Here is a 24,613-nt window from a genome sequence, read left to right as displayed (position 1 = left end):
CGCGGCGCAGCATGATTAACGGATGATCACGACTTCGTGCGCCGCTCTCTCGTCGAAAAAAGCTCCCCTCCCGGGGACACGAGATCGCGCGCGATAAGATCATCTTCGCATTTGACCGATCCCGAAACCCCGCCGCCTGGACGGGGTTTTTTTGTTGGTCCCGTCTCCGGCTTGTCTTCCCAAGGAGATGGAACATGACCGAACTACATCAGCAATTGCAGGGCCTTTGGCTGCCCTTGATCACGCCGTTTCGCGACGGCGAACTCGACGTCGCCTCGCTGCGCCGCCTGGTGCGACACTACGCCGGCGGGCCGATCGACGGCCTGATCTTAGGTGCAACCTCCGGTGAAGGCATGTCGCTCAGCATGGGCGAGCTGGAGGGGCTGGTGAGCGTGGTGCTCGCCGAGCTTACTGCCAACTCCCGCCAACTGCCGATCTGCCTCGGGCTGTCGGGCGCCAGCACCGCACGCATGAAGGAGACGCTGGACGACACCTGCGACTGGCCGATCAGCGGCTATCTGATCGCGAGCCCCTACTACACGCGGCCCTCGCAGCGCGGGCTGCTGCAGCACTTCAATGCGCTCGCCGATCATGCCGCCGCGCCGATCGTGCTCTACAACATCCCCTACCGCACGGCGGTGAACCTGACCAACGAGACGCTGCTGGCGCTCGCCGCGCATCAAAACATCGTCGGCATGAAGGATTGCTGCGCCGACCGCGCGCAGTCGATCGACTTCCTCAACCGGCGGCCCGCCGGCTTCCGCGTGCTGACCGGCGAGGACGCGCAGACCTTCGATGCGCTCTCCGACGGCGCCGACGGCGCGATCCTGTTGTCGGCGCATCTGGAGACCAAGACCTTCGCCGCGATCCGCACGCTGCTGCAGCAGGGCAATCGCGATGCCGCGCAGGCGGCCTGGCGCAGCGTCGCCGGCCTGACGCGGCTGCTGTTCGCCGAGCCGAGCCCGGCGCCGGCCAAGCACTGGCTGTGGCGGCAGGGCCTGATCGACAGCCCCGAGGTGCGGCTGCCGATGGTCGAGGTCAGCGAGGATCTCGCGACCTGGCTCGATGCGGAGATCGAGCGGAGGGCCACGGTGCTGCAGCCGGCGTGATGGCTGTTCTCTCTCCGCGCTACGCGCTGTGCTCCCTCTCCCCGTTCTTTACGGGGAGAGGGTTGGGGTGAGGGGCGGCATCCGCAAATATGGTCAGAGTCGGATTCGTGGAGAGTCCCCCTCACCCGGATCGCATCTTGCGATGCGGTCCGGCCTCTCCCCGCAGGCGGGGAGAGGCAAAGGAGAACTCAATCCAGCTTCGCCCTTCCCAGCCGCAGCGCGTTGCCGATGACGCTGACCGAGGACAGCGCCATCGCGGCGGCGCCGAGCATCGGCGAGAGCAGAATGCCGAACAGCGGATACAGCACGCCGGCCGCGATCGGCACGCCGGCGGCGTTGTAGACGAAGGCGAAGGCGAGGTTCTGGCGAATGTTGCGCATGGTCGCGACCGACAGTTTTCGCGCGCGCACGAGGCCAGTGAGATCACCGGTCAACAGCGTGACGCCGGCGCTCTCGATCGCAACGTCGGTGCCGCCGCCCATGGCGATGCCGACGTCGGCGGCTGCCAGCGCCGGCGCGTCGTTGACGCCGTCGCCGGCCATCGCGACGGTGCGGCCCTCGCCGCGCAGCCGCTGCACCACCTCGCTCTTGCGCTCCGGCAGCACGCCGGCCTCGACCTCGTCGATCCCGAGCGTGCGCGCCACCGCACGCGCGGTGGTCTCGTTGTCGCCGGTCAGCATCACGACGCGCAGCCCTTCGCCGCGCAGCGCCTGCAGCGCGCTCGCCGCCGACGGCTTTACGGGATCGGCGATCGCGATCACGCCCGCAATCCGGCCATCGGCCGCGACGTAGATCGCGGTCGCACCGTCGCGGCGCGCGGCCTCTGCGGCCTCGTCCAGCGCCGATGTTGCGATCTTCAGTTCGCCCATCAGCACTGCGTTGCCCAGCGCAACTTGCTTGCCGTCGACCGTACCGGTCGCGCCTTTGCCGGAGGGCGAGGCAAAATCGCTGACGGTGGCAACCGCAAGCGCGCGCTGCTTTGCCGCCGCGAGGATGGCCTGCGCCAGCGGATGCTCGCTACCCTGCTCGACGCTGGCGGCCAGACGCAGCAGGCCGTCTTCATCAAAGCCCTCAGCAGGGATGATGCGCACGACCTTCGGCTTGCCCTCGGTCAGCGTGCCGGTCTTGTCGATCACCAGCGTGTCGATCGCTTCCATCCGTTCCAGCGCCTGCGCGTCGCGGATCAAAATGCCGGAATGCGCGCCGCGGCCGACGCCGACCATGATCGACATCGGCGTTGCCAGTCCGAGCGCGCAGGGGCAGGCGATGATCAGCACCGTCACTGCGGCGACCAGCGCAAAGGTCAGGCGCGGCTCGGGGCCGAACATCGCCCAGGCGGCGAACGCAGCGACGGCCGCGGCGATCACCGCCGGCACGAACCAGCCGGCGACGCGGTCGGCAAGCCGCTGGATCGGCGCCCGCGAGCGCTGCGCCTTCGCCACCATGTCGACGATCCGCGACAGCATGGTGTCGCGCCCGATCTTCTCGGCGCGCATCACGAGACCGCCGCTCTGGTTCACGGTGCCGCCGATCACGCCATTGCCCTCGGCCTTGCTGACCGGCATCGATTCACCCGTGACCATGGATTCGTCGATCACGGCGCTGCCCTCGATCACGATGCCGTCGACCGGGATCTTCTCGCCGGGACGCACGCGCAGGCGATCGCCGACCTTGATCGCGTCGATCGCGATGTCCTCGTCGCCGTGCTCGGTGATGCGCCGTGCCGTCTTCGGCGCGAGGCCGAGCAGCGCGCGGATCGCGCCTGAGGTTTGCGCGCGGGCGCGCAGTTCCAGCACCTGGCCGAGCAGCACCAGCACCGTGATGACGGCGGCCGCCTCGAAGTACACCGCGACCGCGCCATGCATGTCGCGGAAGGTCGGCGGGAACAGATCTGGCGCCAGCGTGGCGACGACGCTGTAGACATAGGCGACGCCGGTGCCCATCGCGATCAGCGTGAACATGTTGAGATTGCGCGTGCGCTTTTCAGTGGGGCTTGATCTGGTCCGAAAACCGGAAAGCCACTTTTCGGGATCAAGCCCTAGCGACTGCCAGCCGCGGACGAAGAACGGCGCGCCGGCCCACAGCACCACCGGCGTCGCCAGCACCAGCGAGATCCAGTTCGACCAGGTCTGCGGCACCAGATGCATCAGCCCGAGATGGCTGCCCATCTCGAGCACGAACACCGGCAGCGTGAGCGCGAGGCCAATCCAGAACCGCCGCGTCATGTCGATCAGTTCGGGATCGGGCCCGTCGTCGAGCGAGACCTGCTCGGGCTCCAGCGCCATGCCGCAGATCGGACAGCTGCCGGGGCCGACCTGGCGCACCTCCGGATGCATCGGGCAGGTGTAGATGGTGCCGGCTGGCGCCGGCGGCTCCGCCTCGCGAGGCTTCAGGAATTTTTCCGGCTCGGCTTCAAAGCGCTCGCGGCAGCGGCCGCTGCAGAACAGATACTCCTCGCCCTTGTAGCTGAAGCGATGCTTCGCAGTCGCCGGATTGACCTTCATGCCGCAGACCGGATCGATCGCGAACGCCGTCTCGGGCGGTGCCGCGCCGTGATCGTGCTTGCCGCCGCAACAGGCGTGCGCGGCGCCGTGATCGTGGTGATGGGCGTGCGAATGGTCATGCTCGGCGTGTGCCAACGGAAACTCTTCCCGGCCGGCATCCCGGCCTCTTGATTTAGATACCCTAGGGGGGTATATGAGCCTTATGAGGGAAGAGATCAAGGCATCCTGTTTAAAACGGCTCAAACGGATCGAAGGTCAGATCCGCGGATTGGCCGGCATGGTCGAGGACGACCGCTATTGCATCGACGTGGTGACGCAGATCGCCGCGGCGCGCGCGGCGCTGCGCCGTGTCGAGGAAGAGGTGCTGCGCGACCACGTCGCGCATTGCGTCGAGCACGCGATCGCCTCCGGCGACAAGGCCGACCAGCGACGCAAGATCACCGAGCTGATGGACGTGATCGGCCGCGCGGACAGGTGAAGGCGAGAAGGTGAAAGCAGCAGCGGAAGTTCACCTCTCCCCTTGTGGGAGAGGTCGGATCGCATCGCAGATGCGATCGGTGAGGGGTATCTCTCCGCATACTCCCACGTCCTGAGTCCGCGGAGGCATACCCCTCATCCGGCGCTTCGCGCCACCTTCTCCCACAAGGGGAGAAGCCCGTAGCCCGGATGGAGCGCAGCGCAATCCGGGGAAGCCTCACCGCGGCAAGACTTTCCCGGATTTCGCTTCGCTGCATCCGGGCTACGAATATGAGTTAGCCGAAACAGCCTGCAATTACGTATTGAAGCGGAAATGCATCACGTCGCCGTCGGCGACGACGTAGTCCTTGCCTTCGAGCCGCAGCTTGCCGGCATCGCGCGCGCCGGCTTCGCCGTTGCCGGCGATGTAGTCGTCATAGGCGATGGTCTCGGCGCGAATAAAGCCCTTCTCGAAATCGGTGTGGATCACGCCGGCCGCGGCGGGCGCCTTGGTGCCGCGATCGATAGTCCAGGCGCGGGCCTCCTTCGGGCCGACGGTGAAATAGGTGATGAGGTCGAGCAGCTGGTAGCCGGCGCGGATCAGGCGATCGAGCCCGGCCTCTTCGAGACCCAGCGTCTCCAGGAAGTCGGCGCGCTCGGCACGCGACAGCGTCGCGATCTCGGATTCGATCTTGGCCGAAATCACCACCGCGACCGCGCCCTCCTGTTTGGCGCGCTCGAACACGGCGTTCGAGAAATTGTTGCCGTCCTTGGCCGAGGCCTCCTCGACGTTGCAGACATAGAGCACGGGCTTGGAGGTCAACAGCCCGAGCATGCGGAACGCGCGCTCCTCTTCCGGCTTGCGCTCCAGCCCGCGGGCCGGCTTGCCGTCGCGCAGCAGCACCAGCGCCCGGTTGACCAGCTCGAGCTGCTCCCTGGCTTCCTTGTCGTTGCCCTTGGCCTTCTTGGTGAGGTTGTCGACGCGCTTTTCCAGGCTGTCGAGGTCGGCGAGCATCAGCTCGGTCTCGATGGTCTCGATGTCGGCGATCGGCGCGATCTTGCCTTCGACATGGGTGATGTCGGAGTCCTCGAAGCAGCGCACCACATGGGCGATGGCGTCGGTCTCGCGGATGTTGGCGAGGAACTGGTTGCCGAGGCCTTCGCCCTGCGAGGCGCCGCGGACCAGGCCCGCGATATCGACGAAGGTCAGCCGGGTCGGGATGATCTGCCCCGACTTCGCGACCGCGGCGAGCTTCTCCAGCCGCGGATCCGGCACCGCCACCTCGCCGACATTCGGCTCGATGGTGCAGAACGGATAGTTCGCCGCCTGCGCCGCCGCCGTCTCGGTCAGCGCATTGAATAGCGTCGACTTGCCGACGTTAGGCAGCCCGACGATCCCGCATTTGAATCCCATGTCATCCTCAACATTGTCTGCTTCGTCATGGCCGGGCTTGTCCCGGCCATCCACGTCTTGCGATGCATGCGGCACCAAAGACGTGGATGCCCGGCACAAGGCCGGGCATGACGACAAGGGGATCAGGCCGGCTCGCCGCCGTTCTCACCCTTGTCGAAAAATCCCTTGGCCTGCATCGTCAGATGCACCTTGTTGGCGAACGATGCGTCGTGCCCCTTCGCCAGCAGGCCGGCATTGTCGGCGATGGCCTCGCACAGGGCCTCCACCCACGCCCGGTCGCTCTTGGCGAAGTCCGACAGCACATGGCTGTGCACGAGCTCCTTGACGCCGGGATGACCGATCCCGAGCCTCACCCTTCGATACTCATTGCCGATATGCGCCGAGATCGAGCGCAGCCCGTTATGGCCGGCGATGCCGCCGCCGATCTTGACGCGCACCTTGCCCGGCGGCAGTTCGAGCTCGTCCTGGAACACGGTGATGTCGGCGGGCGCGAGCTTGAAGAAGTTCGCCGCCTCCTGCACCGCGCGGCCGGATTCGTTCATGTAGGTGGTCGGCTTCAGCAGCACGACCTTCTCATGGTCGAGCACGCCTTCGGAGGTCTCGCCCTGAAAGCGACGGCGCCATGGTGCGAAACCATGACGCCGCGCAATCTCGTCAACCGCCAGAAACCCGATATTGTGGCGGTTGCTGGCGTATCTGGCGCCGGGATTACCGAGACCGACAAAGAGGCGCATGGCGCGGCATCCCGTGCCGGCGCGTGATCAAGCGATCGCGCGCCGACCTGCCCCCTTACTTCTTCTTGTCGCCGCCGGCAGGCGCCTTGGCCGCCGCGGCCGGAGCCGCAGCACCCGCAGCCGGAGCCGCCGCAGCAGCCGGAGCCGCAGCACCCGCGGCCGGCGCAGCCGCGCCGCCAGCAGCCGCCGCAGCCGCGGCCCTCTGCTCTTCGGCGTAGCCGGACGGCGGCACGATGGTGACCAGCGTGGCGTCCTCACGGGTCAGCGACTTCACGCCCGTGGGCAGCTTGACGTCGGACAGATGCAGCGAATAGCTGATCTCGAGCGCGCCGACGTCGGCCTCGATGTATTGTGGAATGTTGTCGACGGAGCACTCGAGATCGAGTGTGTGAGTCACGATGTTGACGGTGCCGCCACGCTTGACGCCCGGGGCGGTTTCCGCGTTCACGATGTGCAGCGGAACGCTGACGCGGATGGTGGCGCCTTCGCCGAGCCGCATGAAGTCGACGTGGAGCGGGAAATCCTTCACCGGATCGAGGTGGAAGTCGCGCGGAATCACGCGGTGCTTCTTGCCCTCGAGATCGATCTCATAAATCGTGGTCAGGAACCGGCCGGCCAGGATGCGCTGGCGCAGTTCGCGGTCGTCGACCGAGATGGTCACCGGGGGCTGGTTGTTGCCGTAGATCACTCCGGGAACTCTCCCGGCGCGACGCTCTGCCCGGGCGGCCCCCTTGCCGCTCTTCGGACGCGCGGTCGCCTTCAATTCCTTGACGGTCGCCATAGCGTTAAGTCCTTGTATTTGAAAAGTTAAAGGCCGCAAAGCGGCCCATGCTCAAGTCCACAGCAAGCCTCCAGGGGTGCGGGGGCCGCGGACGTGGCGGGCTTTTAGCCCCAAAGGGGCGAAATGACAAGGAAATGAAGGAAATTTTCTTGCTCACCCTCCCCTGGAGGGGGCCGCGTAGCCCGGATGAGCGAAGCGATATCCGGGACCAGTGCCTCCGCGGGACCAATCCCGGATGTCGCTTCGCTCATCCGGGCTACGGGGACTGCGTCAGCCCGGCGTTCCCGGGGCGATGCCGAGCTTGGCCTCCAGCGCCGAGATCCGCGCCTTCAGCGTCTCGTTCTCCTCGCGCGCCAGGCGGGCCATGTCCTTGACCGCGTCGAACTCCTCGCGCTTGACCACGTCGAGCTCGCGCAGGATGCGTTCGGCCTGGTTGCGCATAACCTGATCGACCTCGCGCTTGACGCCCTGGGCGGCGCCCGCGGCGTCGTTCATCAGACGGCCGATCTCGTCGAAAAACCGGTTGCTGGTCTGGGTCATCTGGCAGGCTCTCCGCATTCACTAGGGGCGCGCAAGGACAATGGCGATCCGCGCCGACAGGTTCAAGTGCGGCGCGAATGGCAGGCCCCACCCGGCTCGCCTTGTCATAACAGCCTTTCCTTGCAATCGTATTGAACCCACAACAGAAATCGCACCTCTCAACGCGAGCAGAAACGCCATGATCGAGCACACCGTCGAGATCGAGACCAAGGACGGCAAGACCACCACCTTCATCACCCATCCCGAGCGCGGCGGCCCGTTTCCCGTCGTCATCTTCTACATGGATGCGCCGGCGATCCGCGAGGAGCTGCGCGACATGGCGCGGCGGCTCGGCACCTCGGGCTACTACGTGATGCTGCCCAACATGTACTACCGCGCCGGCGTGATGGAGCTCGGCCCGATCAATCCCGATCCGGAATCGCCGGAGCGCAAGCGGATGTTCGCGCTGATGAGCTCGCTCAACATCCCGCTGGTGATGGAAGACACCAAGGGCCTGCTCGCCTATGCCGAGACCCAGAAGGCAGCGAACACCAAAATCATCGGCACCGTCGGCTACTGCATGAGCGGCCGCTATGCAGTGAACGCGGCGACGCATTTCCCCGATCGGGTCAAGGCCGCCGCCTCGGTCTACGGCACCCATCTGGCGACCGACCAGCCCGACAGCCCGCATCTCGCCGCAGCCAAGACCAAGGCCGAGCTCTATTTCGCCTGCGCCGAGACCGACATCTACGCGCCGGCCGAGATCATCGAGAAGGTCAAGGACGGCATGAAGGGATCGAGCAACGAGGTCGAGGTCTATCCCGGCACGCATCACGGTTTTGCCTTCCCCAAGCGCCCGGTCTACGACCGCGACGCCGCCGAACGGCACTGGGAGCGGCTGCTGGCGCTCTATCGCCGCAACCTGGTCTAAGCACAGAGATGACGGAGCGCGCGCGCATCCGGGACTACCGGACGTCCGACGCCGGCGCAGTGAACCGGCTCGCGCTCGCCGCCTTCGACCAATTCCGCGAGCAGTACAGCGACTGGCCGGCGATGCGCGCCGGCCTGGCAAAAACCTCCGAGCTCAGTTCCAGCGGCGAGATCATCGTCGCCGAGATCGGCGACCGGGTGGCGGGCGCGGTCGCCTACTTCGGTCCCGGCATTAAAAAAGCCGCGTTCTTCGACCAGGAGTGGCCGATCATCCGCATGCTGGTCGTCGACCCCGTCGACAGGGGCAAGGGACTCGGGCATGCGTTGACCTCGGAATGCATTGCGCGAGCACAGCGCGACCTAAGTCCGGTGATCGCGCTGCACACGAGCCCCATCATGACGGTCGCACTGCCGATGTATCTGAAGATGGGTTTTGGCAAGCGCCACGATGCTCCGCCGATCCATGGCGTGCCCTACGCCGTCTATACGAAAGCGCTCTGATCCCGATGCCGTTCCTGCTGATCGACTTTCCGGTGTTCAACCCCGTCGCGGTCTCGCTCGGGCCGATCGTGATCCGCTGGTATGCGCTGGCCTACATCGTCGGCATCGTGCTCGGCTGGATCTACGCCCGCTCGCTGATCAAGAAGGAGCGGCTGTGGGGCGGACCAGCGCCGATCACGCTGCCGCAGCTCGACGACTTCATCCTCTGGGTCACCATCGGCATCATCGTCGGCGGCCGCACCGGCTATGTGCTGTTCTACAATCTGCCGTTCTTCATCGAGCACCCGGCGGAAATCCTCGAATTGTGGAAGGGCGGCATGTCGTTCCACGGCGGCTTCCTAGGCTGCGTCGCCGCCGTGATGTGGTTTGCCCGCCGCAACAACATCTCGATCCTGTCGCTCGGCGACATCACCACCGCGGTGGCGCCGATCGGGCTGTTCCTCGGCCGCCTCGCCAATTTCATCAACAGCGAGTTGTGGGGCCGCCCGGCCGAGGCCAGCCTGCCCTGGGCCATGATCTTTCCCAATGGCGGGCCGCTGCCGCGGCATCCGAGCCAGCTCTATGAGGCGGGGCTGGAGGGCATCGTGCTGTTTGCCATCCTCGCCATCATGATCCGGATGGGGGCCTTGCGGCGGCCCGGCCTGATCCTCGGCAGCTTCATCGCGATCTACGGCATTGCCCGAATCATCGGCGAGCATTTCAGAGAGCCCGACCCGCAGCTCGGATTCCTGTGGGGCGGGTTAACCATGGGTATGTTGCTGTCGGTGCCAATGATTATTGTCGGCGCTATCATCATCGTGGCCGCCGTCCGCCGCAAGGCGAACGGGCCGGCGCCCGACTCCGTTTCAAGCTCAGTTCAAGGACAGCCGTGAGCGACCCCTCTCCTCTGCTGGACGAGATCAGGAAGCTGATCAAGCTGTCCGGGCCGATGCCGGTCTGGCGCTACATGGAATTGTGCCTGATGCATCCGCAGTACGGCTACTATCTGTCGCGTGATCCGCTGGGCCGCGACGGCGATTTCACCACCGCGCCGGAAGTCAGCCAGATGTTCGGCGAACTGCTCGGGCTGTGGAGCGCCTCGATCTGGCGCGCGATCGGCTCGCCCGCGACGCTGCGCCTGATCGAGCTCGGGCCCGGCCGCGGCACCATGATGGCCGATGCGCTGCGCGCGCTCCGCGTGCTGCCGCCGCTGTACCAGTCGCTCAGCATCCACCTCGTCGAGGTCAACCCGGTGCTGCGCGAAAAACAGAGCGCGACACTGGCGGGGGTGCGCAACATCACCTGGCACGAAAGCATCGACGAGGTGCCGGAGGGACCCGCGGTCATTCTCGCCAACGAATATTTCGACGTGCTGCCGATCCACCAGATGGTCCGGCGCGAGACCGGCTGGCACGAGCGCACCGTCGGGATCGATGCCAATGGCCGGCTCTACTTCGCCGCCACCCCCGACCCGGTGCCGAACTTCGAGGTGCTGCTGCCGCCGCTGGTGCGCGCGGCGCCGATGGGCGCGATCTTCGAATGGCGGCCCGACACCGAGATCATGAAGCTTGCGACGCGGGTGCGCGACCAGGACGGCGCCGCGCTGATCATCGACTACGGGCATCTGCGCAGCGACGCCGGCGACACCTTCCAGGCGATCGCGCGCCACAGCTTCGCCGACCCGCTGAAGAACCCGGGCGAGGCCGACATCACCGCCCATGTCGATTTCCAGGCGCTGGCGCGGGCCGCCGAGGATGTCGGCGCCAACGTGCACGGGCCGGTGACGCAGGGCGACTTCCTCAAGCGCCTCGGCGTCGAGGCCCGCGCCGCCGGCCTGATGGCCAAGGCCAGCCCGGAAGTCTCCGCCGACATTGCCGGTGCGCTGAAGCGGCTGACCGATTCGGGCCGCGGCGGCATGGGCTCGATGTTCAAGGCGATGGCGATCTCCGATCCGCGCCTCACCTCGATCGCTGGCCTCAGCGATCAACCTGACGAGGCTGAATAGTCATGACACTGGGATCTCCGCTGCTGTCGGCCATTCCGGGCCTGCGCCACGCGTTCTTTTCGCGCGAGGGCGGCGTCTCCGACGGGGTCTACGCCAGCCTCAATGGCGGCCTCGGCTCCAACGACGATCCGGCCAAGGTCACCGAGAACCGGCGGCGGATGGCCGAGCAGCTCGGCGTGCCGCTCGCGCAGCTGATCAGCGTGCATCAGGTGCATTCGCCCGACGTCGCTGTCGTCACCGCGCCGTGGAACGGCGCCCCGCGTCCCAAGGCCGACGCGCTGGTGACGCGAACCGAGGGCCTCGCGATCTCGGTGACCACCGCCGACTGCGGCCCGATCCTGCTGGTCGATCCCAATGCGCGCGTGATCGGCGCGGCGCATGCCGGCTGGAAGGGCGCGCTGACCGGCATTCTGGAATCGACCATCGCCGCGATGGAGAAGCTCGGCGCCGACCGCAGCGGCATCGTCGCCGCGATCGGCCCGATGATCCGCCAGGAGTCCTACGAGGTCGGCAACGAGTTCGTCGCGCGCTTCATCGATGCCGATGCCGAGAACGGCATGTTCTTCATCCCCGGCGAACGCGACGGCCATGCGATGTTCGATCTCGCCGGCTTCATCCGGATGCGGCTGGAAAATGCCGGCGTGCTGATGATCGACGATCTCGGCATCGACACCTATGCCGACCAGCGCTGCTTCAGCTATCGCCGCTCGGTGCATCGCAAGGAAGCCGACTACGGCCGCCACGTTCACGCGATCGCGCTGGAAGGCTGATCGCGGCGTCATCGCCGGACGCCAGTCCGAACCGGGAATGGAGCTGGATCACCGACGCAATGCGGCATCATTTGGCCGATTGAACACAGAAATCCGATGCGGCGGCCTGGCTCTGGTCGGCCCAGAATCAGGCCGTAGATTCTTGTTTTGCCGTGGTTTCTTCAGGCGAGCCTGCCATCCATCCCCTTTGCGGGCGGTTTCGCTCACGGCGCTGTGCCCTCGCTGCCCTAGACGTTAAGCGGTTTTAACGATATCGCAGGACGCAATGAGGGAAGCGTCAAACAGCCAGTCTCGAACCGGGACGATCGTGCGCGTCGCGATCGCCGCCACTTGGCTTGCGATCGGCGGCACGCTCGGCGGCTGCGCCGCCGGCGGCGGTGCGGCCGATTCCTATGCGATGGCAACACCGGCGAGCGGCGCGACTGTTACGTTCGAATCGATCGACGGCCCGCCGCCGCAGGTGTTCGACCGCATGGTCGGCGTGCTCGACAGCGAATCGAAGCTGCGCAGTCTCTCGATCGTGTCGCGCGAAGGCGCCGCCGCTTTTCGCGTCCGCAGCTATTTGTCGGCGCAGGTGGTGCGCGGCCGCACCGTGATCGCGTGGGTGTGGGACGTCTACGACAATAACCAGCAGCGCGCGCTCCGCCTCTCCGGCGAGGAGCCCGCCGGCAAGGCCGGCCGCGACGCCTGGGCCGCCGCCGACGATCTGGTCTTGCGCAAGATCGCCCAGGCCGGCCTCAGCGGCCTCTCCAGCATGATCAATGGCGGCGCGGCGAGCCCTGCGCCCGGCCCGGCCCCGGAGCTGCGCGGCCCCGCGGTCGCCAACGCCCCACCGCCGGCCGCGGCCGAGACCGTCGCGCTCGGATATTCCGCTAACTAAACCCCGCGATACCCCGGAGAAGGGGTATTTTTGCCCAAGAAAACGCTGGCTGAGCCGGGCTAATGGGTTGCCAGCCGAGGCGCCATCCTGATATTCCCTCGCGCACCGAAAACCCGCCGGTTCTGTAAGGACTTGAGATGCTGCACGTCGTATCCAGCAAGGCGCGGGGGGAAGCATCGATGTCGGCAAAGAACGGATCAATCAAGCTCGTCGCCGGCAACTCCAATCCTGCGCTGGCGCAGGACATCGCCAAGGGGCTTGGCCTCGAACTGACCAAGGCCGTGGTCCGGCGGTTCGCCGACATGGAGATCTTCGTCGAGATCCAGGAGAACATCCGCGGCTCGGACATGTTCATCCTGCAGTCGACGTCGTATCCGGCGAACGACAATCTGATGGAGCTGCTGATCATCACCGACGCGCTGCGCCGCGCCTCGGCGCGCCGCATCACCGCGGTGGTGCCGTATTTCGGCTATGCCCGCCAGGACCGGAAATCCGGTTCGCGCACGCCGATCTCGGCCAAGCTCGTCGCCAACCTGATCTCGCGCGCTGGCGTCGACCGTGTCATGACGCTCGACCTGCATGCCGGCCAGATCCAGGGCTTCTTCGACATCCCGACCGACAATCTGTTCGCGGCGCCGCTGATGGTGCGCGACATCAGGGAAAAGTTCGACCTCGCCAAGGTGATGGTGGTGTCGCCCGACGTCGGCGGCGTGGCGCGGGCGCGCGGCCTCGCCAAGCGCATCAACACCCCGCTCGCGATCGTCGACAAGCGCCGCGAGCGCCCCGGTGAGTCCGAGGTGATGAACGTGATCGGCGACGTCGCCGGCTACAATTGCATCCTGGTCGACGACATCGTGGACTCCGGCGGCACGCTGGTGAACGCGGCTGAGGCGCTGATCGCGCACGGCGCCAAGGAGGTCTCGGCCTACATCACCCACGGCGTGCTGTCCGGCGGCGCCGCCGCGCGCATCGCCTCGTCGCGGCTGAAGGAGCTGGTCATCACCGACTCGATCCTGCCGACCGAGGCGGTCAACAAGTCGCCGAACATCCGCACCATCTCGATCGCCGGCCTGATCGCGGAGGCGATCGGCCGCACCGCGGCGGAAGAGTCGGTGTCGAGCCTGTTCGATTAAGTTCGGTATTAGCCGTCGTCCCGGCGGAAAGCCGGGACCATAACCACCGCACTCCATTGCAGCGCACGCTGTAGCCCGGCCTTCGCAACGACAGTGAGCGTGTGGCGCCACCGTCGGATCCGTCATCCTGAGGTGCGAGCTCTTGCGAGCCTCGAAGGATCGACGGCCCCGTCTGTGGCCGATTCATCCTTCGAGGCTCGCGCTGCGGCGCAAGTGCGCCGCAGAGCGAGCGCCTCAGGATGACGGGTTGGTCTGCTTCAACTGTTAATCGACCAACTCGATGTCATCACCCGCGCGTGCGGGTGGTCCAGTCGGCGCGAGGGAATTACCTTGGCGCTCGGGCGCTTCATCCTTAAAGTCCCGCTCCCGGCGCCTGGTGCTCTGGATGGGAACTCGATCCTTACGGAGGTGAAGCTATGCCCAAACCGGAAAGCTTCCCGATCGACAAGATTTACGTTCCGGTGAAGCGGAAGAAAGCTCTCAAACCCGAGCTGGTTCAGGAAATCGCCGAAAGCATTCTGGCCGTCGGCCAGCAGGATCCCATCCTCGTTCGATCCGACGAAGATCGCTTCGTTCTGGTCGAGGGACTGCACCGCTTCGAAGCCTGCAAGGCGCTTGGCGAAGAAACCATCATCGGGCTCCTCGTGCCCGCCGAGACCGCTCACCCGAAGACGCTGCTGTCCGACACCGCGGAAGCCGAAGCCGAGCGTGACAAGATGGCGCGCTTGAAGAAGCTGCGTCTCGAAAAGGAAGCCGCCGACCATCTCGCCGCAGCGTCAAAGCCCGCCACGGCGCCGGACGCGCGGGAGCTCCGGCAGCGCCCGCAGACGGCGGTCCGGAACAAGGCAATCCCGGGCCAATCAAATCGCGGCACAGCGGAAGCGCGACCCAAGACCTTGTCGGAATGGATCACGCAGCAAAAAGGGAGTGGCGGCCGTTATTGATTGCCGATCGGCCGCGCCGCCGCTTCAAAACCCCGGCCGCGGCACGTGGCTCATCAGGGTCCGCGCATAGCCGCCATCGACGATGATCTCCTCGCCGTTGACATAGGACGAGCGGTCGCTAGCCAGGAACAGCGTCGCATCCGCCATGTCCTGCGGCGCGCCGATCCGGCGCAGCGGCACCACCGCGGTGCGCCGCTCGGTCACCCCCGGCGTATCGTAGAACGCCTGGCTCATCGGCGTCACCACGAGGCCGGGACTGACCACGTTGCTCCGAATGCCGTGCGGCCCCCACTCCGCCGCGAGCTGCTGCGACAGCATCACGACGCCGGCCTTGCTGACGCTGTAGGCGCCGCTCTGGCCCTGCGCATTGCTGGCGGCGATCGAGGCGACGTGGATCAGGCTGCCGCGCCCGATCTTGCGCATCTGGCGGCCGAACGCCTGCGCGCAGATGAAGTAGCCGGTGAGATTGACCGCGAGCACCGCATTCCATTCGGCGAGCGACAGCGTGTCGAGCCCGCCGGGACGCAGCACCGCGGCGGTGTTGACGAGGATGTCGGATGGACCGAGCGCGCGCTCCACGGCGTCGGCGGCGGCAGCGATACTCTCGGCGCTGGTCGTGTCACACGCCTGGACGAGATGATGCTCGCCAATCCCGCGCAGCTTCTCGTTCGTCCCCGCAAGCCCGCGCTCGTCGCGATCGATCGCGGCCACCTTGACGCCGGCACGCGCAAAGCTGACGGCGGTGGCGCGGCCGATGCCGCCGCCTCCCCCGGTGACGACGGCAACGCGGCCCGACAGGCCGAGCCAGTCGGTGGAATGTTGTTCGGTCATGGATGCCTCCCACGCTTTTGTTTTATGCCGTCAAGCATAGCCGAAAGCGCAGCAGGCGAGCGATCCCGGCGCGCATGCCGGGATCGCATTTGCACCAGTGCTAGCCGACGATCCCCGCCGCGACCTGGCCGCGCAAACGTTCCAGGCTGAGCAGGGTGTTGGCGCAGGCTTCCGCGACCTCGACGCCCTTGATGGCAAAGTGCTTGCGGAAGAAGTCGTAATGCACCTCGGTCTCGTGGAATTGCTGCGGCGTCAGCACCGCCGAGAACACCGGCACCTCGGTGCGCAGCTGCACATCCATCAGCGCCTTGATCACGGTGTCGGCGACGAACTCGTGGCGGTAGATGCCGCCGTCGACGACGAGGCCGGCGGCGACGATCGCGGTGTAGCGCCGCGTCTTCGCCAGGATCTGCGCATGCAGCGGGATCTCGAACGAGCCCGGCACCTCGAACACATCGACATTGGTGATGTGGCGCTCTTCGATCTCCCGCAGGAATGCGATGCGGCACTCCTCGACCACGTCGCGATGCCAGGCCGATTGCACGAAGGCGACGCGCTGCGGTTTGGCGAAGCGTGGATGCTCCACCGCCGGCGGAAGCGCCGGCGTGTCGGGAGCATTTTCGGTTTCGGAGGCTTGGACTTGAGAAGTTTGGACTTCAGCGTCTTGCAACATCTGATTCATGGCTTTCCTCTTTCAGGACCAGAATCAGGGCACACGGACAACGACACGAGCCCCACACGAAACCGCGCGGGCTGCCGCAACCGTTCTCTTTCATCCGGACTGTAACCGTCGGCTTCGGAGTTGCACCGAATCTGCTGACCCTTCTCCCGGCTTCGCGGAGGAAGGCGCTCGCGGGCTTGGGCTCATCACCCTTACCGCCGGTGGGGATTTCCACCCCGCCCTGAGAACATCGGCACGCCCGGGATGGACGTGCCCGACAGCAAATATGACTAAACCGCGACAGGCGGGCAAGCACCTTGGCACGGAGAATCGGCATGTCCCCATGAGCGCCCCGCGAGGCTCGGCGGGAGCGATCGCGCGCTCCGCAGCTGATTCACGGCCGCTTTGAGGCGCCGAGAAATAGTTAACAAACCGTTACGGCACCACGCCGATTCCGATTTGTTCTCAAAATCAAAAGTGTGGCGGAGATCAGTTGTGGACGACGCGCGCTTTGGCTGTGGACGGACTCGGCGTGCGGTTGCGCGGATTCCGCAAATCACATCACTTCATCCGCGTCAGGTCCAGGGGCATCCGGAAGCCCGCTCAAAGGAACTGCACTCGGCCACGACGCTGTTTGTCGCATGCCGGCTTCCGTGTGCGTATCAACCGATCATCATAAGAACAAGGGTCGAGTCGGCATGTCCCTCCTCGAAAGCGTAATCGAATCCCGGAATAACCCGCTTGCGGTGGTCGAGGATATCGCCACCGACAACAACTGGGCGTTCGAGCGTTCCGGCGAAGACGAGGTGACCATCGTCTCCAAGGGCGATTGGACCGACTATCAGCTCTCCTTCACCTGGATGGGCGAGATCGACGCGCTGCATCTCGCCTGCGCGTTCGACATGAAGATTCCGCCGGCGCGGCGCGCCGAGGTGCAGCGGCTGGTCGCCGCGATCAACGAGCAATTGTGGGTCGGCCATTTCGATCTGTGGACCCACACCGGCATGATCATGCATCGCCAGGCGCTGGTGCTGCCCGGCGGTCTCACCGCCTCCACCGCGCAATGCGAGACCATGGTGGTCAACGCCATCCACGCCTGCGAGCGCTACTACCCGGCGTTCCAGTTCGTGGTGTGGGCCGGCAAGTCCGCGGCCGAGGCGATGTCCGCCGCGATGTTCGACACCGAGGGCGAGGCGTAGGCAGCGTCGCTCGGGCCCATCCACACATTCGGCGTCGTCCCGGCGAAAGCCGGGAGCCATACTCCGCAGCAGCAGTGCTTGAGCAAACTGCTTGTGGCTCGCTCCTCGCTTTACTAGAACCGCCTGTGGCTACGGGTCCCGGCCCCCGTGCGCAATTGCGCACTAGGCCGGGACGACGGCGAGTTTGTGGAGCGGCCCGTGAACACGACAAGCAGCGCATTGAAAAGCACCACCGGCACCATCGCGCTTGCGGGCGCGGGCAAGATGGGCGGCGCGATGCTGACCGGCTGGCTGGCGCAGGGACTTGCGCCCGAGCGGGTCGTGGTGATCGATCCCTACCTTTCGCCGGAGATTTCCGCGCTCGCCGCAAAGGGCGTCCGGCTCAATCCGAAAGCCCAGGACATCGGCGCGGTGGACACGCTCGTCGTCGCGGTGAAGCCGCAATCGTTCCGCGAGGCCGGGGCCGCGCTGAAGGCGTTCGTCGGCCCCGCCTCGCTGGTGGTCTCGATCATGGCCGGCACCACGATTGCGGCGCTGGAGGAGGTCGTCGGCGGCGCGGTGGTGCGCGCGATGCCGAACACGCCGGCGGCGATCGGCCGCGGCATCACGGTCGCGGTGCCGGCAAAGACAGTCACCGCCGCGCAGCGCGCCACCACGGATGCGCTGCTGCAGGCGACCGGGCTCGTCGAATGGGTCGACGATGAAGGTCTGATGGACGCGGTGACCGCGGTCTCCGGCTCCGGCCCCGCCTATGTGTTCCTGCTCGCCGAAGAGCTGGCGCGCGCCGGCGTCGCGGCCGGCCTGCCCGAGCAGCTCGCGACCACGCTGGCGCGCGCGACCGTCGCCGGCTCCGGCGAGTTGCTGCATCGTTCGGATCTGCCGTCGGCGACCTTGCGCCAGAACGTCACCTCGCCCGGCGGCACCACCGCCGCGGCGCTCGAGGTGCTGATGGCTGATGACGGCATGCAGCCGCTGATGACCCGCGCCATCGCCGCCGCGACGAAGCGCTCGAAGGAATTGGCGAAGTGAATAGGGTGGGCAAAGCGCAAGCGTGCCCACCGCCGCGAGCATTTCTGTAAGCCCGTCATCCCCGCGCAAAGGCTCCGCCTTTGTCGCTGGAGGTGCGAGCTCTTGCGAGCCTCGAAGGATGCACGGCCCGCGGCCCATCCTTCGAGGCTCGCCCAGCAGCGCAATAGCGCTGCAAGGCTCGCACCTCAGGATGACGTTGGAGTATGTGGCCAGCGCAGACGCACCGGTCTACGGCGCCTGCCCCGACGTCCCGGCGAGCCGCTTGTTGAAGCTCGCGACATTGATCAGGCCGCGGGCGTGGCGGCCTTCGCCGAGCTTGCGCGTGCCTTCAAAAGCTTCGACCTCGAAGCGGATCACGCGGCGCTCGACCGCGATGACCTTCGAGGTGGTGCGCACCGCGGCGCCGACCAGCGCTGCGGCGAGATGGCGGATGTCGACCTCGGTGCCGACGGTGACCCAGCCGGGCTGCAGCGCCGCGCGGATGGCGTCGCCCGACGCCATCTCCATTTCGAGGATCATCATCGGCGTCGCATAGACCATCGGCATGCCGGGCACGAAATGCCCGACCGTGCGCTCCGGCGGCACCACGAGTGTGCGCTCGGCGCTCATGCCGATTGTGATGAAGTCGCGTGCGTCCATGCTGCCTCAGACGTCATTCCGGGGCACGCGAAGCGTGGACCCGGAATCCAGAAGTGGCGGATCGAGATTCCGGGTTCAGCCCTGACGGGCCGCCCCGGAATGACGCTAACGCGTCACTTCTTCGCGGCCGCAGCGCGTTCGACGAAGCTCTTGCCGCCCTTCATCTTGTGATGCAGCGGCGCCTCGTTGATCTGGATCACGACCGCGTCCGCATCGACGCCGAGGTTCTTCACCAGCGCCTGGGTGATGTCGCGCATCATGCCGAGCTTCTGTTCCTCGGTGCGGCCGGCGGCCATGCTGACGGTGATCTCGGGCATCGGAAAAACTCCCTTGTTATCGTTGACATGCGAACCGGTCATTGCCGGGTTCGGCGCGCCATCCTTTTGAAGATGGCTGCGCGGGTCAAGCCCGCGCAGGGCAATCCAGCTATCCCCACTTCACGTCATGCCGCGCCAGCACTTCGCGCACCTTGGCGACCAGATCGGCCTCGGCGCAGGAGAACTGCGCCGGCCGCATCTCGCGCCATTCCTGGTTGGAGGCGATGGCGGCCGCGGCCTTGGCGCCCTCGATCAAATCCTTGATCTGCACCTCGCTGCGCGCTTTTTCATCGGAGCCCTGAATGATGACGCAGGGCGAGTTGCGCCGATCGGCGTATTTGAGCTGGTTACCCATGTTCTTCGGATTGCCGAGATAGAGCTCGGCGCGGATGCCGGCCTGACGCAGCTCTGCGACCATCTTCTGGTAGTCGGCGACGCGGTCGCGGTCGAACACGGTGACGACGACGGGGCCGAACGCGGCCTGCGTATCGAGCTGGCCGAGCATCGTGAGCGCAGCCTGCAGGCGCGACACGCCGATCGAGAAACCGGTCGCCGGCACCGGCTCACCGCGGAAGCGCGAGACCAGGCCGTCATAGCGTCCGCCGCCGCCGACCGAGCCGAACCGCACCGGACGGCCCTTCTCGTCCTTGGTGTCGAGCAGCAGCTCAACCTCGTAGACCGGGCCGGTGTAGTATTCGAGGCCGCGCACCACCGAAGGATCGATACGAATGCGATCTATGCCATAGCCCGACGCCGCGACCAGCTTGGCGATCTCTTCGAGCTCGCCCACACCGGCCTGACCGACTTCGCTCCTGGCAAGATAGGTCTCGGCCGCCGCGATTGCCTCTTTCCAGTCGTCGCGCTTTTCGGTGACCGCGAGGACGATGTCGGCATCGGCTGCGCTGAGATCGGCGCCCTTGGTGAAATCGCCCTTGCCCTCTTCGCCGCCATCCCAGCGTCCGGGACCAAGCAGCTTGCGCACCTCGTCGGCGGGAAACTTGTCCAGCTTGTCGATCGCGCGCAGCACCGTGAGGCGGCGCCCCGCATTCTCCTCGCCGCTCAGCCCGATCGCCTCGAGCACGCCGTCGAGCACCTTGCGGTTGTTCACCTTGACGACATAGGCGCCGCGCGGAATGCCGAGCGCTTCCATCGTATCGGCCGCCATCATGCAGATTTCCGCATCCGCCGCCGGCGAAGCCGAGCCGACCGTGTCGGCGTCGAATTGCATGAACTGGCGGAAGCGGCCGGGGCCGGGCTTTTCGTTGCGGAACACATAGCCGAAGCGATAGGAGCGATACGGCTTCGGCAGCGCGTCGAAGTTTTCGGCGACGTAGCGCGCGAGCGGCGCGGTGAGATCGTAGCGCAGCGAGATCCACTGCTCGTCGTCGTCCTGGAACGAGAACACGCCCTCGTTGGGGCGGTCCTGGTCGGGCAGGAATTTGCCGAGCGCGTCGGTGTATTCCATCGCCGGCGTCTCCACCGGCTCGAAGCCGTAGAGCTCGTAGACGGCGCGGATCTTCTCGACCATCTGGCGCGTGGCGTTGATCGCGGCCGGGCCACGATCCTCCAGCCCGCGCGGCAGGCGCGCCTTCAGTTTCTGCGGTTTTTTGGGTTTGTCGGCCATGCGCGGCGTTTACCAGCCGGCGCGAATGGCGGCAACCCGGGCCTGTCGCCTAAAGCGCGATCATCGCGCTTTAGCTCTTTGTTCGAGCATGATCTTTTCGGAAAACCGCTTCACACTTTGCGCTAACGCGGCCCTCCGGGTCCGGATCATGCTCTACGGCTGCTCCATCCGCGCGCGGAGGGCGTCGGCCTCGGCCTTCGGCATCGACTTCAGCAGCGGCTTGATGGTCTCGCCGCCGACGATCTTGCCGTTGCGCATGAACATCCAGTCCGAAATGTCGGCCTGCTTGAATTCGACCAGATCGCCCACCCGCTTGCCCGGCAGATCGCGCGGCTGGTTGGCGAAGCGTGCGGAATAGCCGCCGTTCGGCAGTTTTTTGACGTCGGCCATCCAGATGTGCTCGCCGCGGCTGCCGCCGGTCGGGAAGCGGACCTTGAGCGAATGTCCGGTCTCCGACGGCTTCGGCGCCTCGTAGGAGGCCCAGAAGGTCGGCAGCGTCTCGCGGGCATGGGCGATGGCGGCATTCATCTCCGCGTCGGCGGTGCGAACGTCGATGATGGTCTCGGCCCGGGCCGGCGAACCGGGTGCCGTGAACGAGAACGCCGCAGCCAGGATCAGCGCGGCGCAGTTCAGGCGTGGTGTGAGTGTTTTGGCCATATGTCACGCGAGAAGCTTGGGTGATCGGAGCAGCAACCGAGGCCTTTGTCGCGCGTCCGCGCCGGGCCGTTCACCAAACCACGGCCGATCGCACAGGAAAGTGACGGCGTTTCCTAAACCTCTCCCCGCCCTTTGCGGGGAGAGGTCGAAATTCGCGCAAGCGAATTTCGGGTGAGGGGCATGGCATGGTGTCTATTGCGAAGGCGGTGTCCGCGGACGGAAGAGCCCCTCACCCCACCCTCTCCCCGCAAGAGCGGGGCGAGGGAGTCAGAGAGCGTGCGTGCCTTACGCCGTGCCGCCAGTCACGCGACGTTGCGGATCCAGTTGTGCGGATCGTTGGTGCGGCCGTACTGGATGTCGACCAGCTTCTTGCGCAGCCCCATCGCGACCGGGCCGGCGACGCCGCCGCTGATCTCGAAATTGCCGCTCGCCGAACACACCTTGCCGATCGGCGAGATCACCGCCGCGGTGCCGCAGGCAAAGGCTTCTTTCAGCCTGCCGCTGGCGGCGTCAGCGCGCCATTGCTGGATCGTGTAGGGCTCCTCGCGCACCTTGGTGCCGGCGTCCTTGGCGAGCGCGATGATGGAATCGCGGGTGATGCCGGGCAAGATGGTGCCGAGCGGCGGCGTCGCGAGCGAGCCGTCGTCGAACACGAAGAACACGTTCATGCCGCCGAGCTCCTCGATGTAGCGGCGCTCGACCGCGTCGAGGAACACCACCTGATCGCAGCCGTGCTGGATCGCCTCGGCCTGCGCGCGCAGGCTCGCGGCGTAATTGCCGCCGCACTTGACCGCGCCGGTGCCGCCGATCGCCGCGCGCGTGTAATTCTCCGACACCCAGATCGACACCGGCGCGGGGCCGCCCTTGAAATAGGAGCCGACCGGCGAGGCAATCACCGAGAAGATGTATTCCGCCGACGGCTTGACGCCGAGGAAGATCTCGCTCGCGATCATGAACGGACGCAGATAGAGGCTGCCCTCGCCGCCCGGGATCCAGGCGCGGTCGATCCGCACCAGCTGGTCGACCGCATCGATGAACACGTCCTCGGGCAGCGGCGCCATCGCCATGCGCTCGGCCGAATCGCGGAAGCGCCGTGCGTTGGCGTCCGGGCGGAACAGGTTCACGCCGCCGTCGTCCCGCTTGTAGGCCTTGAGGCCTTCGAAAATTTCCTGTGCGTAATGCAGGACGGCGCCGGCCGGATCGAGCGGAAAATTCGCCCGCGCCTCGATGCGCGCGTCGTGCCAGCCCTTGGCCTGATTGTAGCGGACGATCGCCATGTGATCGGTGAAGATCCGGCCGAAGCCGGGGTCCACGAGCTTCGCCACGCGCTCCTTCTCGGGCGTCGGGCTGGGCGCAGGCTGGATATCGAATTTCAAGCTCATCTTCTTGTTGCTTTCCGCTGTCGGAACCGGCGCGATGTCTCGGCGCCGGCCCGTTTCTCCCGGGCCTAATGACTTGGTCGGCCTGAACTTCACCACTTCCGGCCGACCGGGCCGGTTCCGTTGCCAACATGCCGGTTAGACATGCTTTTGCGGATTGCTGAAGTCCAGTATGTTTGCCGAAATGCCGCTCGACAATCGCACGGTAGTCCAATTTGCGGCCCAAACCGCCATCACTGGCTCTTTCAGGCCGCCTCAAACGCTGTCGAGGGCGAAACGACCTAATGTTTCGTCGCGACGGGCAGTTTTGTAACATTGAACCCAAGATACGTCAATATGACTGACATAAATTACTCAGGCATGGCAGCCAAGCCCGATTCGCAGGGGAGCGAGGCCGCGTCCGCCGCTCCGGCGGGTGCGCGCGAACTGCGCTGGGACATTATCGAGCTGCTGTTCTTCGCTTATCGGGACTTTGTCGGTGACGCCGACCAGGAGCTGGAGGCGTTCGGCTTCGGCCGCGCCCACCACCGGGTCATCCACTTCGTCACCCGCTATCCCGGGCTGAAGGTCGCCGACCTGCTCGATGTACTCCGAATCACCAAGCAGTCGCTCGGGCGGGTGCTCAAGCAGCTGCTGGACGAGGGCTACATCGTGCAGAAGACCGGCAACAATGACCGCCGGCAGCGCCTGCTCTACGCGACGCCCAAGGGCGAAGCGCTGGTCGCACGGCTCGCCGGGCTGCAGACCGATCGCATCAACCGCGCAATCGCCGGAATCGATGCCGAGGGTGTCGAGACGGTTCGCCAGTTCCTGCGCGCCATGATCGACCGCGACGATCCCGACAAGGTGCTGGAGGCGATCTTCGGCGGCAGAAAAGCGAGGGAGTGACCGTGGTGCAGGCTACAGCCATGCTGCGCACGCCGGCGGAGCCGGCCGACGATGCGCCGCATCTTCTGCTGGTCGACGACGACCGCCGCATCCGCGACCTGTTGTCGCGCTTCCTGTCCGGCGAAGGCTATCGCGTCACCACGGCGATGAGCGCCACCGACGCCCGCGCCAAGCTGCTGGGGCTGCATTTCGACCTGCTCATCCTCGACGTGATGATGCCCGGCGAAAACGGCTTCGACCTCGCCCGCTTCATTCGCAGCTCCTCGACCGTGCCGATCATCATGCTGACCGCGCGCCACGAGGCGGAAGCCCGCATCGAGGGCCTGCAGATCGGCGCCGACGACTATGTCGCCAAACCGTTCGAGCCGCGCGAGCTGGTGCTGCGCATCGGCAACATCCTCAAGCGCACCGCGCCGCCGCAGGTCGCCGCGGTCGAGCAGATCGCGTTCGGTCCCTACCTGTTCCACATCGAGCGCAGCGAGCTGCGCCAGGGCGAGGAGATCATCCACCTCACTGACCGCGAGCGCGAGATGCTGCGCATCCTCGCCAGCGCGCCGGGCGAGACCGTGCCGCGTGCCGCGCTGACCAGCGGCGGCACCGTCAACGAGCGCGCGGTCGACGTGCAGATCAACCGCCTGCGCCGCAAGATCGAGCATGATCCCGCCAATCCGCTGTTCCTGCAGGCGGTGCGCGGCATCGGCTATCGCCTGGTGGCCTCGCCGTAAGCTTC

The 24,613-nt window shown here is 66.2% G+C and carries 26 protein-coding genes and 1 riboswitch; of the genes, 14 read left to right on the top strand and 12 right to left on the bottom strand.

Annotation, left to right across the window (positions count from 1 at the left end; genetic code table 11):
* Positions 1–194: 194 nt before the first annotated feature.
* Positions 195–1,109, top strand: coding sequence for a 4-hydroxy-tetrahydrodipicolinate synthase (locus XH93_RS07620; protein WP_194473030.1), 915 nt, complete (start codon positions 195–197; stop codon positions 1,107–1,109).
* Between the two features lie 188 nt (positions 1,110–1,297).
* On the opposite strand, the gene XH93_RS07615 is transcribed toward XH93_RS07620, so the two are convergent.
* Positions 1,298–3,748, bottom strand: a complete 2,451-nt coding sequence (locus tag XH93_RS07615; RefSeq protein ID WP_194473029.1) for a heavy metal translocating P-type ATPase — start codon at positions 3,746–3,748, stop codon at positions 1,298–1,300.
* Between the two features lie 67 nt (positions 3,749–3,815).
* On the opposite strand from XH93_RS07615, the gene XH93_RS07610 reads away from it, so the two are divergent.
* Positions 3,816–4,091, top strand: a complete 276-nt coding sequence (locus XH93_RS07610) for a metal-sensitive transcriptional regulator (RefSeq protein WP_139859315.1) — start codon at positions 3,816–3,818, stop codon at positions 4,089–4,091.
* Positions 4,092–4,385: 294 nt separating this feature from the next.
* Here XH93_RS07610 and ychF read toward each other — a convergent pair whose 3' ends face one another.
* The 4 genes from ychF to XH93_RS07590 all read right to left on the bottom strand — a co-directional run bounded on the left by ychF (position 4,386) and on the right by XH93_RS07590 (position 7,538).
* Positions 4,386–5,483: a redox-regulated ATPase YchF gene (gene ychF, locus XH93_RS07605; RefSeq protein WP_194473028.1), complete on the bottom strand. Its 1,098-nt coding sequence runs from the start codon at positions 5,481–5,483 to the stop codon at positions 4,386–4,388.
* Between the two features lie 122 nt (positions 5,484–5,605).
* Positions 5,606–6,217, bottom strand: coding sequence for an aminoacyl-tRNA hydrolase (gene pth / locus XH93_RS07600; RefSeq protein WP_194473027.1), 612 nt, complete (start codon positions 6,215–6,217; stop codon positions 5,606–5,608).
* 55 nt (positions 6,218–6,272) lie between these two features.
* Positions 6,273–6,998: a 50S ribosomal protein L25/general stress protein Ctc gene (locus tag XH93_RS07595; protein ID WP_194473026.1), complete on the bottom strand. Its 726-nt coding sequence runs from the start codon at positions 6,996–6,998 to the stop codon at positions 6,273–6,275.
* A gap of 270 nt (positions 6,999–7,268) precedes the next feature.
* Complete coding sequence (locus XH93_RS07590; RefSeq protein WP_139480907.1) at positions 7,269–7,538, bottom strand: accessory factor UbiK family protein; 270 nt, start codon at positions 7,536–7,538, stop codon at positions 7,269–7,271.
* A gap of 178 nt (positions 7,539–7,716) precedes the next feature.
* Here XH93_RS07590 and XH93_RS07585 point away from each other — a divergent pair, with 178 nt between their 5' ends.
* The 8 genes from XH93_RS07585 to XH93_RS07550 all read left to right on the top strand — a co-directional run bounded on the left by XH93_RS07585 (position 7,717) and on the right by XH93_RS07550 (position 14,659).
* Entirely contained in the window at positions 7,717–8,448 is a 732-nt protein-coding gene (locus XH93_RS07585) for a dienelactone hydrolase family protein (protein WP_194473025.1), read from the top strand.
* Between the two features lie 59 nt (positions 8,449–8,507).
* Positions 8,508–8,948: a GNAT family N-acetyltransferase gene (locus tag XH93_RS07580; RefSeq protein WP_246799504.1), complete on the top strand. Its 441-nt coding sequence runs from the start codon at positions 8,508–8,510 to the stop codon at positions 8,946–8,948.
* A 5-nt stretch (positions 8,949–8,953) separates the two neighbouring features.
* Positions 8,954–9,820 carry a prolipoprotein diacylglyceryl transferase gene (gene lgt, locus XH93_RS07575; protein ID WP_139859222.1) on the top strand — a complete coding sequence of 289 codons (867 nt, stop codon included), beginning with the start codon at positions 8,954–8,956 and terminating at the stop codon, positions 9,818–9,820.
* 56 nt (positions 9,821–9,876) lie between these two features.
* On the top strand, positions 9,877–10,932 hold the full coding sequence (locus tag XH93_RS07570; protein WP_194475025.1) for a class I SAM-dependent methyltransferase: 1,056 nt from the start codon (positions 9,877–9,879) through the stop codon (positions 10,930–10,932).
* Positions 10,933–10,934: 2 nt separating this feature from the next.
* A complete protein-coding gene (gene pgeF, locus XH93_RS07565) occupies positions 10,935–11,702 on the top strand; it encodes a peptidoglycan editing factor PgeF (protein ID WP_194473023.1) in 768 nt (255 codons plus the stop codon).
* Between the two features lie 265 nt (positions 11,703–11,967).
* Positions 11,968–12,582, top strand: coding sequence for a hypothetical protein (locus XH93_RS07560; RefSeq protein ID WP_194473022.1), 615 nt, complete (start codon positions 11,968–11,970; stop codon positions 12,580–12,582).
* 179 nt (positions 12,583–12,761) lie between these two features.
* Complete coding sequence (locus tag XH93_RS07555) at positions 12,762–13,715, top strand: ribose-phosphate pyrophosphokinase (RefSeq protein ID WP_172626691.1); 954 nt, start codon at positions 12,762–12,764, stop codon at positions 13,713–13,715.
* A 416-nt stretch (positions 13,716–14,131) separates the two neighbouring features.
* Positions 14,132–14,659, top strand: a complete 528-nt coding sequence (locus XH93_RS07550) for a ParB N-terminal domain-containing protein (RefSeq protein ID WP_194473021.1) — start codon at positions 14,132–14,134, stop codon at positions 14,657–14,659.
* Positions 14,660–14,683: 24 nt separating this feature from the next.
* On the opposite strand, the gene XH93_RS07545 is transcribed toward XH93_RS07550, so the two are convergent.
* Both XH93_RS07545 and XH93_RS07540 read right to left on the bottom strand, forming a co-directional pair.
* Complete coding sequence (locus XH93_RS07545) at positions 14,684–15,490, bottom strand: SDR family NAD(P)-dependent oxidoreductase (protein WP_194473020.1); 807 nt, start codon at positions 15,488–15,490, stop codon at positions 14,684–14,686.
* Positions 15,491–15,590: 100 nt separating this feature from the next.
* Positions 15,591–16,172 (bottom strand): 6,7-dimethyl-8-ribityllumazine synthase, encoded by a 582-nt coding sequence (locus XH93_RS07540; protein ID WP_194473019.1) that lies wholly within the window; start codon positions 16,170–16,172, stop codon positions 15,591–15,593.
* 78 nt (positions 16,173–16,250) lie between these two features.
* A riboswitch (FMN riboswitch) is annotated at positions 16,251–16,404 on the bottom strand.
* Positions 16,405–16,849: 445 nt separating this feature from the next.
* On the opposite strand from XH93_RS07540, the gene XH93_RS07535 reads away from it, so the two are divergent.
* The gene (locus XH93_RS07535; protein ID WP_139859236.1) at positions 16,850–17,350 is read left to right on the top strand and encodes a YbjN domain-containing protein; all 501 of its coding nucleotides are present in this window, start codon (positions 16,850–16,852) and stop codon (positions 17,348–17,350) included.
* Positions 17,351–17,614: 264 nt separating this feature from the next.
* The gene (gene proC / locus XH93_RS07530) at positions 17,615–18,379 is read left to right on the top strand and encodes a pyrroline-5-carboxylate reductase (protein ID WP_246799682.1); all 765 of its coding nucleotides are present in this window, start codon (positions 17,615–17,617) and stop codon (positions 18,377–18,379) included.
* 228 nt (positions 18,380–18,607) lie between these two features.
* Here the strand turns inward: proC and XH93_RS07525 are convergent, their stop codons facing one another.
* The 5 genes from XH93_RS07525 to XH93_RS07505 all read right to left on the bottom strand — a co-directional run bounded on the left by XH93_RS07525 (position 18,608) and on the right by XH93_RS07505 (position 22,998).
* Positions 18,608–19,018: a thioesterase family protein gene (locus XH93_RS07525; protein WP_194473017.1), complete on the bottom strand. Its 411-nt coding sequence runs from the start codon at positions 19,016–19,018 to the stop codon at positions 18,608–18,610.
* A 113-nt stretch (positions 19,019–19,131) separates the two neighbouring features.
* Entirely contained in the window at positions 19,132–19,335 is a 204-nt protein-coding gene (locus XH93_RS07520; protein WP_024581090.1) for a tautomerase family protein, read from the bottom strand.
* 109 nt (positions 19,336–19,444) lie between these two features.
* On the bottom strand, positions 19,445–20,959 hold the full coding sequence (gene hisS, locus XH93_RS07515; protein ID WP_194473016.1) for a histidine--tRNA ligase: 1,515 nt from the start codon (positions 20,957–20,959) through the stop codon (positions 19,445–19,447).
* 153 nt (positions 20,960–21,112) lie between these two features.
* Positions 21,113–21,616: a YegJ family protein gene (locus XH93_RS07510; RefSeq protein ID WP_194473015.1), complete on the bottom strand. Its 504-nt coding sequence runs from the start codon at positions 21,614–21,616 to the stop codon at positions 21,113–21,115.
* 302 nt (positions 21,617–21,918) lie between these two features.
* Positions 21,919–22,998 (bottom strand): branched-chain amino acid aminotransferase, encoded by a 1,080-nt coding sequence (locus tag XH93_RS07505; RefSeq protein ID WP_139859244.1) that lies wholly within the window; start codon positions 22,996–22,998, stop codon positions 21,919–21,921.
* A 333-nt stretch (positions 22,999–23,331) separates the two neighbouring features.
* On the opposite strand from XH93_RS07505, the gene XH93_RS07500 reads away from it, so the two are divergent.
* Together XH93_RS07500 and XH93_RS07495 are read left to right on the top strand one after the other, a co-directional pair.
* Positions 23,332–23,883, top strand: coding sequence for a MarR family winged helix-turn-helix transcriptional regulator (locus XH93_RS07500; RefSeq protein WP_139480936.1), 552 nt, complete (start codon positions 23,332–23,334; stop codon positions 23,881–23,883).
* Positions 23,884–23,903: 20 nt separating this feature from the next.
* Positions 23,904–24,608: a response regulator gene (locus XH93_RS07495; protein WP_139480986.1), complete on the top strand. Its 705-nt coding sequence runs from the start codon at positions 23,904–23,906 to the stop codon at positions 24,606–24,608.
* Positions 24,609–24,613 lie beyond the last annotated feature (5 nt).

Origin of the sequence: Bradyrhizobium sp. CCBAU 51753 (genome assembly GCF_015291565.1) — a bacterium.
In the GTDB taxonomy this organism is placed as follows: domain Bacteria; phylum Pseudomonadota; class Alphaproteobacteria; order Rhizobiales; family Xanthobacteraceae; genus Bradyrhizobium; species Bradyrhizobium ivorense.
Note: the sequence above shows the minus strand (reverse complement) of the source record. Positions and strands in the feature narration are given on the sequence as shown.

Bases quoted from the DNA above. Each gene is read 5' to 3' on its own strand.
- XH93_RS07595 (WP_194473026.1), bottom strand. From the start codon at position 6,998: ATGGCGACCGTCAAGGAATTGAAGGCGACCGCGCGTCCGAAGAGCGGC.
- ychF (WP_194473028.1), bottom strand. From the start codon at position 5,483: ATGGGATTCAAATGCGGGATCGTCGGGCTGCCTAACGTCGGCAAGTCG.
- XH93_RS07520 (WP_024581090.1), bottom strand. From the start codon at position 19,335: ATGCCCGAGATCACCGTCAGCATGGCCGCCGGCCGCACCGAGGAACAG.
- hisS (WP_194473016.1), bottom strand. From the start codon at position 20,959: ATGGCCGACAAACCCAAAAAACCGCAGAAACTGAAGGCGCGCCTGCCG.
- XH93_RS07560 (WP_194473022.1), top strand. From the start codon at position 11,968: ATGAGGGAAGCGTCAAACAGCCAGTCTCGAACCGGGACGATCGTGCGC.
- XH93_RS07590 (WP_139480907.1), bottom strand. From the start codon at position 7,538: ATGACCCAGACCAGCAACCGGTTTTTCGACGAGATCGGCCGTCTGATG.
- XH93_RS07500 (WP_139480936.1), top strand. From the start codon at position 23,332: ATGACTGACATAAATTACTCAGGCATGGCAGCCAAGCCCGATTCGCAG.
- XH93_RS07495 (WP_139480986.1), top strand. From the start codon at position 23,904: ATGCTGCGCACGCCGGCGGAGCCGGCCGACGATGCGCCGCATCTTCTG.
- XH93_RS07550 (WP_194473021.1), top strand. From the start codon at position 14,132: ATGCCCAAACCGGAAAGCTTCCCGATCGACAAGATTTACGTTCCGGTG.
- XH93_RS07545 (WP_194473020.1), bottom strand. From the start codon at position 15,490: ATGACCGAACAACATTCCACCGACTGGCTCGGCCTGTCGGGCCGCGTT.
- XH93_RS07525 (WP_194473017.1), bottom strand. From the start codon at position 19,018: ATGGACGCACGCGACTTCATCACAATCGGCATGAGCGCCGAGCGCACA.
- pth (WP_194473027.1), bottom strand. From the start codon at position 6,217: ATGCGCCTCTTTGTCGGTCTCGGTAATCCCGGCGCCAGATACGCCAGC.
- XH93_RS07510 (WP_194473015.1), bottom strand. From the start codon at position 21,616: ATGGCCAAAACACTCACACCACGCCTGAACTGCGCCGCGCTGATCCTG.
- XH93_RS07540 (WP_194473019.1), bottom strand. From the start codon at position 16,172: ATGAATCAGATGTTGCAAGACGCTGAAGTCCAAACTTCTCAAGTCCAA.
- pgeF (WP_194473023.1), top strand. From the start codon at position 10,935: ATGACACTGGGATCTCCGCTGCTGTCGGCCATTCCGGGCCTGCGCCAC.
- XH93_RS07555 (WP_172626691.1), top strand. From the start codon at position 12,762: ATGTCGGCAAAGAACGGATCAATCAAGCTCGTCGCCGGCAACTCCAAT.
- XH93_RS07610 (WP_139859315.1), top strand. From the start codon at position 3,816: ATGAGGGAAGAGATCAAGGCATCCTGTTTAAAACGGCTCAAACGGATC.
- proC (WP_246799682.1), top strand. From the start codon at position 17,615: ATGGGCGGCGCGATGCTGACCGGCTGGCTGGCGCAGGGACTTGCGCCC.
- lgt (WP_139859222.1), top strand. From the start codon at position 8,954: ATGCCGTTCCTGCTGATCGACTTTCCGGTGTTCAACCCCGTCGCGGTC.
- XH93_RS07570 (WP_194475025.1), top strand. From the start codon at position 9,877: ATGCCGGTCTGGCGCTACATGGAATTGTGCCTGATGCATCCGCAGTAC.
- XH93_RS07535 (WP_139859236.1), top strand. From the start codon at position 16,850: ATGTCCCTCCTCGAAAGCGTAATCGAATCCCGGAATAACCCGCTTGCG.
- XH93_RS07585 (WP_194473025.1), top strand. From the start codon at position 7,717: ATGATCGAGCACACCGTCGAGATCGAGACCAAGGACGGCAAGACCACC.
- XH93_RS07620 (WP_194473030.1), top strand. From the start codon at position 195: ATGACCGAACTACATCAGCAATTGCAGGGCCTTTGGCTGCCCTTGATC.
- XH93_RS07505 (WP_139859244.1), bottom strand. From the start codon at position 22,998: ATGAGCTTGAAATTCGATATCCAGCCTGCGCCCAGCCCGACGCCCGAG.